General features: G+C 42.0%; 7 protein-coding genes. All 7 read right to left on the reverse strand.

Annotated features, from left to right (window positions below):
* Positions 1–185: 185 nt before the first annotated feature.
* The 7 genes from E2980_RS25220 to ltrA all read right to left on the reverse strand — a co-directional run bounded on the left by E2980_RS25220 (position 186) and on the right by ltrA (position 6,203).
* On the reverse strand, positions 186–491 hold the full coding sequence (locus E2980_RS25220) for a VOC family protein (RefSeq protein ID WP_420808673.1): 306 nt from the start codon (positions 489–491) through the stop codon (positions 186–188).
* 278 nt (positions 492–769) lie between these two features.
* A complete protein-coding gene (locus tag E2980_RS23390; protein WP_135154619.1) occupies positions 770–1,624 on the reverse strand; it encodes an aldo/keto reductase in 855 nt (284 codons plus the stop codon).
* A 700-nt stretch (positions 1,625–2,324) separates the two neighbouring features.
* Positions 2,325–2,771 carry an NUDIX hydrolase gene (locus E2980_RS23395; RefSeq protein ID WP_135154620.1) on the reverse strand — a complete coding sequence of 149 codons (447 nt, stop codon included), beginning with the start codon at positions 2,769–2,771 and terminating at the stop codon, positions 2,325–2,327.
* Between the two features lie 159 nt (positions 2,772–2,930).
* Complete coding sequence (locus tag E2980_RS23400; protein WP_135154621.1) at positions 2,931–3,812, reverse strand: aminoglycoside 6-adenylyltransferase; 882 nt, start codon at positions 3,810–3,812, stop codon at positions 2,931–2,933.
* A 117-nt stretch (positions 3,813–3,929) separates the two neighbouring features.
* On the reverse strand, positions 3,930–4,859 hold the full coding sequence (locus E2980_RS23405; protein WP_135154622.1) for a hypothetical protein: 930 nt from the start codon (positions 4,857–4,859) through the stop codon (positions 3,930–3,932).
* Positions 4,860–5,036: 177 nt separating this feature from the next.
* Positions 5,037–5,399 carry a group II intron maturase-specific domain-containing protein gene (locus E2980_RS25225; protein ID WP_135154623.1) on the reverse strand — a complete coding sequence of 121 codons (363 nt, stop codon included), beginning with the start codon at positions 5,397–5,399 and terminating at the stop codon, positions 5,037–5,039.
* A 9-nt stretch (positions 5,400–5,408) separates the two neighbouring features.
* Entirely contained in the window at positions 5,409–6,203 is a 795-nt protein-coding gene (gene ltrA, locus E2980_RS23415; RefSeq protein ID WP_135154624.1) for a group II intron reverse transcriptase/maturase, read from the reverse strand.
* Positions 6,204–6,979 lie beyond the last annotated feature (776 nt).

Here is a 6,979-nt window from a genome sequence, read left to right on the forward strand (position 1 = left end):
TTTGTTTGCTGTACGCTTATTCCTTGCTTGGACCAAAAAAACAAACGACACAGGGCTTTTCCCCATGCCGTTTCGGATTTCATTTTAATTCCAGGTCTTGTCTTTGAGCTTAACTTAATGACATTGGCCTAAGCAACCGCCATTTCACTATCGTATCCGATAGCGTAATAGATCTGTTTAATCGATTATGGTTGCCAAATTTCCCATATGTTACCATCGGGATCAGCGAACGTTATGTTTGGTCCGCTTGTCACACGTTCTTCTAAAATATTCACTCCGTTTTCCTTGAAACGTTCAAATAGCTCTTGGATCCGTGGAGTAATGAAACATGCCATTGCATGGGGTTTGCCGTTGTCCAATGACCATGAAAAGCGTAATCGACCACTTTCTTCGTCCGATTTGTGAAGGAACAGAGCTGGTACAACTTGCCTTAAACCAGGTGAAGGCAGGTTTCCATTCCGATCGGGAAAATTCAAAACAGCCATCACCATCCCAGGCTCAACACGGTCGTTGTTTGCAGGTTGGTACCCTAAATTCTTTTGGTACCATTAATAGACTCGTAAACATCATTTACTGGTACGTAAATACAAGTTATACCCGTAATGTCTTCCAGTCTTTCTTCCACTTTGATTTGTTCATTTGCTTGCATATCCGTTTCCTCCCTCGCAATATATCAAATCAACAATGATCACATTCTACACCTCAACCATTTCTAATTTTACCATTACTACACAGATGGATCGACTATCTTCTCCTTTATTGGTTCCCCTTAGGGTGACAATCTGGGAAATGCACGATTAATTTGCTCAAGGTCATTTAACTCAAGCTCCCAACCTATTGCGTCAAGATTATTTCGAATATGATCCCTATTAGCCGCTTTTGGTATAGCGACTAACCCTTCCTCGCGAATTACCCAGTTCAAAGCAACTTGATACGCTGTTTTCCCGTATTTTTTGCCGATATTCTCTAATATTTCTCGCTCTGCTGTACCCTCCTCGGGAAACCCGCGTTGCCCGAATACCCCGGGTGCATAGCCAAAAGGAGAATAAGCCATGACCGTGATTTCATTTCGTCGACAATAAGGTAATATAAAATCCTCTATACGTCTGTCGTTGAGATGATACCCTACTTGATTACAAACCAACGGATGCTTGCCCAAAGCATTTTGAGCTTCTAACATGAGTTCAGAATTGAAATTGCTTACTCCCACATGCTTCACTAAACCTTTTTCGAGCAACTCAGCCATGGCAAGCATCGTTTCTTCGACCCGATACTGCTGACTCGGCCAGTGCTGTAAATACAAATCAATATAAGACGTATACAGTCGCTCTAAACTGGATTCTGCTGCCTGAATAACGTCTTTAAATGAACAATTCTTCGCTGATACTTTTGTAACAAGGAAAACATCCTTGCGAACGTCTGCTATGGCTTCTCCCACTATGCGTTCGGATCCTCCATTGGCGTACTCTTCCGCAGTGTCAATCAATGTCATCCCATTTTCTATACCAAACCGTAAAGCTTCAATTTCCCGCTTAGAATTGCTCTTGTCCTCACCGAACTTCCACGTTCCTTGACCGATCACCGGAATTTTCACGTTGGTCGGACCTAGTGTACGATATAACATAACCCTAATTCCCTCCGATCTACTGAAATACTATATTGGCCTTAACTTAGAAGGCTCCATACTTAATACTCCTCCAGAACATTTGAAGTATTAGCGAAATGATTAAACTATCCTCCCTTTAGCTTGATAAAGAAAAGAGGAGCTACGATTGTATGCTCCTCTTCTACTATCGTAACCGATAGCTTAAGAAACGAACTTAAAATACTGGGGACTGCTTGCCATCAACACTAGGAGTTGAAGTTGGAAATATCATTCCGAGTATGCCTACACCCGCGTAGGAGTTATATTCAGTCATTAAGTCAGTCTGTTGCCTTATAACCGAAAGTTCATGTATTGAGAAAAATAGATAATTTTTGCTTCGTAAATTAACAGGCTGTAAAGGAGTGCTTCTTTGAAAATTGTTGAGTTCTTTCTTAATCACCCACTTTTCGAAATCGGACCTATTTTATTGTTCTCAATTGGACCATAACCTGTATTTAAAGAAAACCAAAGAACCAAACTCATTAAAATCTTAGAAATAAACAACTTTATCCCTCCGTATCCTTCCGTTCTTCTTATTTTTAAACCTCCCCATTCATTCTTCCAATGAATCCAAGAATATAACGAGCAATACCCATCCCTACATAAAACTCCCGTTACTTTAATAAAAGGTTGCCTTAGCAACCGCTTTCTACATTCGTTTGGCGTTGGCTTAGAAAAATCAATTTTTGAATAACTGATCATATACCGATTCAGCTAACGCTAAGAGTGCAATTCTAAAACCGTCTCCTTCTATTTTAGATATGATCTGGCGAGCAGTTTCAAAATTCATGATTACCCTGCCTGTTTTCTCAAAACCTTCAGGCATGATTGCATATTCCTTGACTCTGGCCATAACGAAAATGGTGTATGTATCTGTATTTTCCCAGTACCACGAAGCAATAGGCATTCGATGGGATTCTAAAATAATTCCTGCTTCTTCGATAGTCTCACGATCCAAAGCAGTAATAATATCCTCATTATTTTCAAGCCTTCCCCCGACGGTAGTTAGGGCTTTTTCATTCTTATCCCATACCATAACGATCGAACCGTCCTCAGTTATTGGTATGCAGTGGACACCAGCAATTCTTTTGTCAGAAGGAAGACTCCCTTTAAGAGTTCGTAACATTCTACCCCCACCTATCGACGAATTCATCGTTAATTTTGCTTTCCTGCCCATTAGATGAACAGGCTGCCAAATTGTCGGCAGCCTTGTGTTGTTGCGCAATCGTATCCGTTAGCGGAATGTTATCATACGTTAAAAATTTGAAGCGACCTAAACTCTGAATCATTTCCAGTCGTCATCATAATTAATAAAAATTGCTACATCATCTTTACTTCTGATTTTGTTCAAATAACCTATCATCCCGTTTTCTTCGCTTTGATTGTAGCGGTACCCGCTGTGCTCTGCAACGTGCAGTGCTGCGGTATGAAACAAATCACAGGCAGTGAATACCGAAGTCCATAGATTATCGTAATCAGCATTGGAGTATGTATTTAAATACATTTCATATAAATCTGCGGGCAGGTATTTCTTGAAGTATTTACCGAACTTTCCGGCAGAGACTGAAAAGCCGGTGTTTACGCCGATATACCACTCAAGCATTTTATTGAGCATATCCCTTACATAGTCATTGAACATCTTCATGGTGTAGGGCATTTCATGCCTGGCTATACCTTTACCTACATTGTTCAAGCACCACCAGAACTCATTACAGCAGTCTGCAAATAGCTTTTCGGTCGGAGGCTTGATATGCCAGTGTTTGTCGTTAGGAGTCGGTAGCAGGGGCAAAAACCCGTCCTTGTCCAGAAGAGTTATAGCAGGTTCTCCATCATCGATATAAGGTGTAAATTCTATGCTCAGGTCAATACGGTTTCCATCTTCAAAAATCATTAAATAGGTAAAATGACCATCACCAGCAGGGGGTAGCAGAGTCATGTTTTCCGGCATCTGCATTATGACTGGCTTGCCGAAGTGCTCTCCAATCCATTCAGTATTATTGTAAAATGGTTTTACATCCTTCACAAAATAGGTAATGTCATAATCCTGGAATTTATCCTTTGGAACACTGGGGTTAGCCCGGGAACCAACCATAAGGACAGCCCTGATCCGCTCATCTTCCTTTGCAGCATTTATTATCAAATCCATCATTTCCTGCTCACTACGCATTATAACCCCTCCCTTTAAAATGCTTTGATTGCTCTGCAAATCTGCCCGTTAACGTAATAACGGTCGCCCCTGCGGCAGCCGTTAATGTATAGTTCCTCATTAGTTGAGAGGTTGCTCCTAAAGTAATAACCGATCCAATCCAATTGCACTAATGAGTAATCGCTCTTTTTTATTACCGATCATCTTTTGCGTCCAGTCAACAAGTCCGCCATCGCCAATGAAATGGACAACACCATTAATGACAGTCTTAATTGTAAACTGAAAACCCTTGTAATATTGGTTTTCTTTATATGGCTCACCGATGCTTACTGAAATATTATTCTGCTCTCCGTAATCCATAACTCTGGATATGAGTCCTGAACAATCTTTATAACCACCCCGTTCACTCATTATTATCTCGATTTCAGAATCAAAAATTGTATTAAAAATATTTCGATACAAAATAACATGCTCCCAAAATGATTCTTTTTCAAATGAATATGAACCTTTGTCAACTCCTGCTGTGACGTTGCAGAACAAATGAAAATGAGGAAGCATCCCAGGTTCATTACCAAAGAATTGTGCACGTGTATGTCTGTGTGTTGTGCAAAAACGAATCAGCTCGCCTCTTGAATAATTCTTGGATTGAATTAATTCGCTAATATGAAGAGCAATTAAATTGGTTGCGTCCGACACAACCTCAGTACCTCTCAACGAAGAAATAACATTGTTTTGATCTACTTCACCTACTATAGAAGCTGATCCAAGTGGAGCAACAGGTGACAGCTGTATCGGAGAAACGCAGTTATCAAATGCAATCTTCAAAATATCCAGTTCTAACTGTTTTAACTTAAACACATCTACTTTTGCAGGATGAACGAATCGATTTTCCTGGTACCTATTCAATAAGTCACTCGGAGAATAAGCCTTTGCTTTTTCACTGAATACCTTCAACAAAAGCGTGTTTAACTCACTACCCGATAATTGATTAACCAACTTTGAAATAAGGTCTTTCTCTCCTAATTTTAATAAAATCCTCTCTATACCCGATTCCCGTATTTTAGCCAACAAACTTACTCCCCTCTGTGGCATTAAAAGTAGGGTAAGACGAGGGATTACTCCCTCGGACTCCCCGTCAAACCGTGCATGCAGATTTCCCGCACACGGCTTTCCTTCGTCAGTTCCCCATCTTCAGGAATGAGTTCTCTTCATCCGTCGCCGGACTGCGCCTATTTCATTCCTGAATTAGGAACTTGTGGTGAGTAAGCTTGTTAGAAATACCATTCCCGCCAATTCCAAAACTTTGTTCGGAATCAGTGAATTAGAAACCGTAGATTTCTTTTGGCGCATAAATGCTCTAACCCTCATGCGCGTCCATTGGTCCAACCTTTGAAACTTCTTCTTTACGTTCCCTAAGCCAAAATAGTTACCAAACCCTCGGACAATTTCATTTAGTTTCTTGAGCATTCCATCAAGGTTATTCCCTTGTTGTCTGCGGGTAATCGTTCGGACTTTATTCTTGTACTTCTGCACTTTAGCGTTAGGAAGTATCAAATAGTCCTTCCAGAAGTCGAATCCTAGAAAGCGAAATCCTTCATCGAAGTGCACAACCTTTGTTTACTCAGGGTGCATTCTCAGTCGTAGTTCATTTTCTAGGATGGTTTTTGCCTCTAGGTATGCTTCTTCTGCCTGCTCTTTTGTTTTACAAAGAATAACGGCATCGTCTGCATACCTAACTACGGCAAATCCCTTCTCCTTCATCACCCAATCGAAATGGTTCAAGTATAAATTCGCAAGCAATGGCGACAAATTCCCACCCTGTGGAGACCCGATTTCCGTTTCATGGAACTGATCATCTTCCATGACACCAGCCGTTAGCCATCCGCGAATGAGCGTCAGCACTTTTCCGTCGGTGATTCTCTCATGTACTTTCTCCATCAGTAATTCGTGTGGAATTTCATCGAAGAAAGACATGATATCCAGGTCAACCACATATTCGTATCCGCCGCGTTTCGCGCGTCGAATCGTATTTATTGCTTGGTGTGCCGAGTATCCCGCACGAAAGCCAAAGCTGTAGGCGTAGAAGTCTTGTTCGAAAATCGGCTCGATGATTTGGCGTACCGCCTGCTGACATACGCGATCTCGGATCGTGGGAATGCCTAACGGTCTTAATTTCCCATTTTCCTTCTCGATGTGATGTCGTCTGACCGGATCGGGTTTGTACCGACCTTGTTGCAGTAGCCTCCGGAGTTCCCTTAGGTTCATGCTAACGTTCTTCTCGAACATGGCAATGCTTACGCCATCGATTCCGCCGCTTCCTTGGTTCTTCTTCACGGACAGCCATGCTTCGTATAGATTTTCTATTTGGTAAACTTTATCGATTAGAGAGTAATATCGTCGTTTCGGTTTCATGGTGTTTCACCACCTTTAACGCTACTCACCAAGCTGATCTTGTTTCCGCTACAGATGATCGATTCCTTGCTTGTTCCACGGCGAGACGAATGCGTCTTAGACTCATTGCCAATCGCTCCTGTTCGCCCGCCGTGTACTCAGGTCGCCAGTAGCCCTCTATCCGTTGGCGTTCTTTCGCCATTGGCGGGGACGCACCCACTTGGAGCTACCCTCGTTGGTTTAAGGCGTTTACGATCTCCACTCACGTAAACTCACAGACTTTGACGAAGCACGTTCCCTTTGCCTCTGTCTTCCCTCTTTTGAAGTGGAAGCAGGTTATGCGACTAAGATTTTTTTTCTCCTGCGCAAACTCATCCGAGTTTTACCCTCCAGACTGTTACCAGCTTTCATCGGCTCGGATTTACTCGCTACTACGGAACGATCCGCCATCTCGCAGCCCATCGATTCGGCTTTCCCTTTAAGGTTATACCTCCCCTACCTTGTCCACGTTTGCGTAAAGGAAACTACGAGACTTCCCTCAGTTATCTGCACATTCTATTCCATCCATCCTGACCCTAATCACGTCGATGAGCCTTGCAGGTCATATCCCTTTGTTTGTTTTCCTGCAAGATATACTTAACTGTATAGGTTTCCCCGTTTTTACGGCGGGTTATAGTGCTACAAGATGTCAAGACAGTTTTTTTGATATAGTTAAGGTGTGAAATCATTCACAAGATCTGTATGGACCTTGGGTTAGAGAAGTGTTTAATCTCTGTTCGGATTGGTAGATCTATTAA

Source organism: Cohnella luojiensis (assembly GCF_004564235.1).
Lineage (GTDB): Bacteria > Bacillota > Bacilli > Paenibacillales > Paenibacillaceae > Cohnella > Cohnella luojiensis.

Coding starts and splice junctions, on each gene's coding strand:
- E2980_RS25220 (WP_420808673.1), bottom strand. CDS start 491: ATGGTGATGGCTGTTTTGAATTTTCCCGATCGGAATGGAAACCTGCCT.
- E2980_RS23390 (WP_135154619.1), bottom strand. CDS start 1,624: ATGTTATATCGTACACTAGGTCCGACCAACGTGAAAATTCCGGTGATC.
- E2980_RS23395 (WP_135154620.1), bottom strand. CDS start 2,771: ATGTTACGAACTCTTAAAGGGAGTCTTCCTTCTGACAAAAGAATTGCT.
- E2980_RS23400 (WP_135154621.1), bottom strand. CDS start 3,812: ATGCGTAGTGAGCAGGAAATGATGGATTTGATAATAAATGCTGCAAAG.
- ltrA (WP_135154624.1), bottom strand. CDS start 6,203: ATGAAACCGAAACGACGATATTACTCTCTAATCGATAAAGTTTACCAA.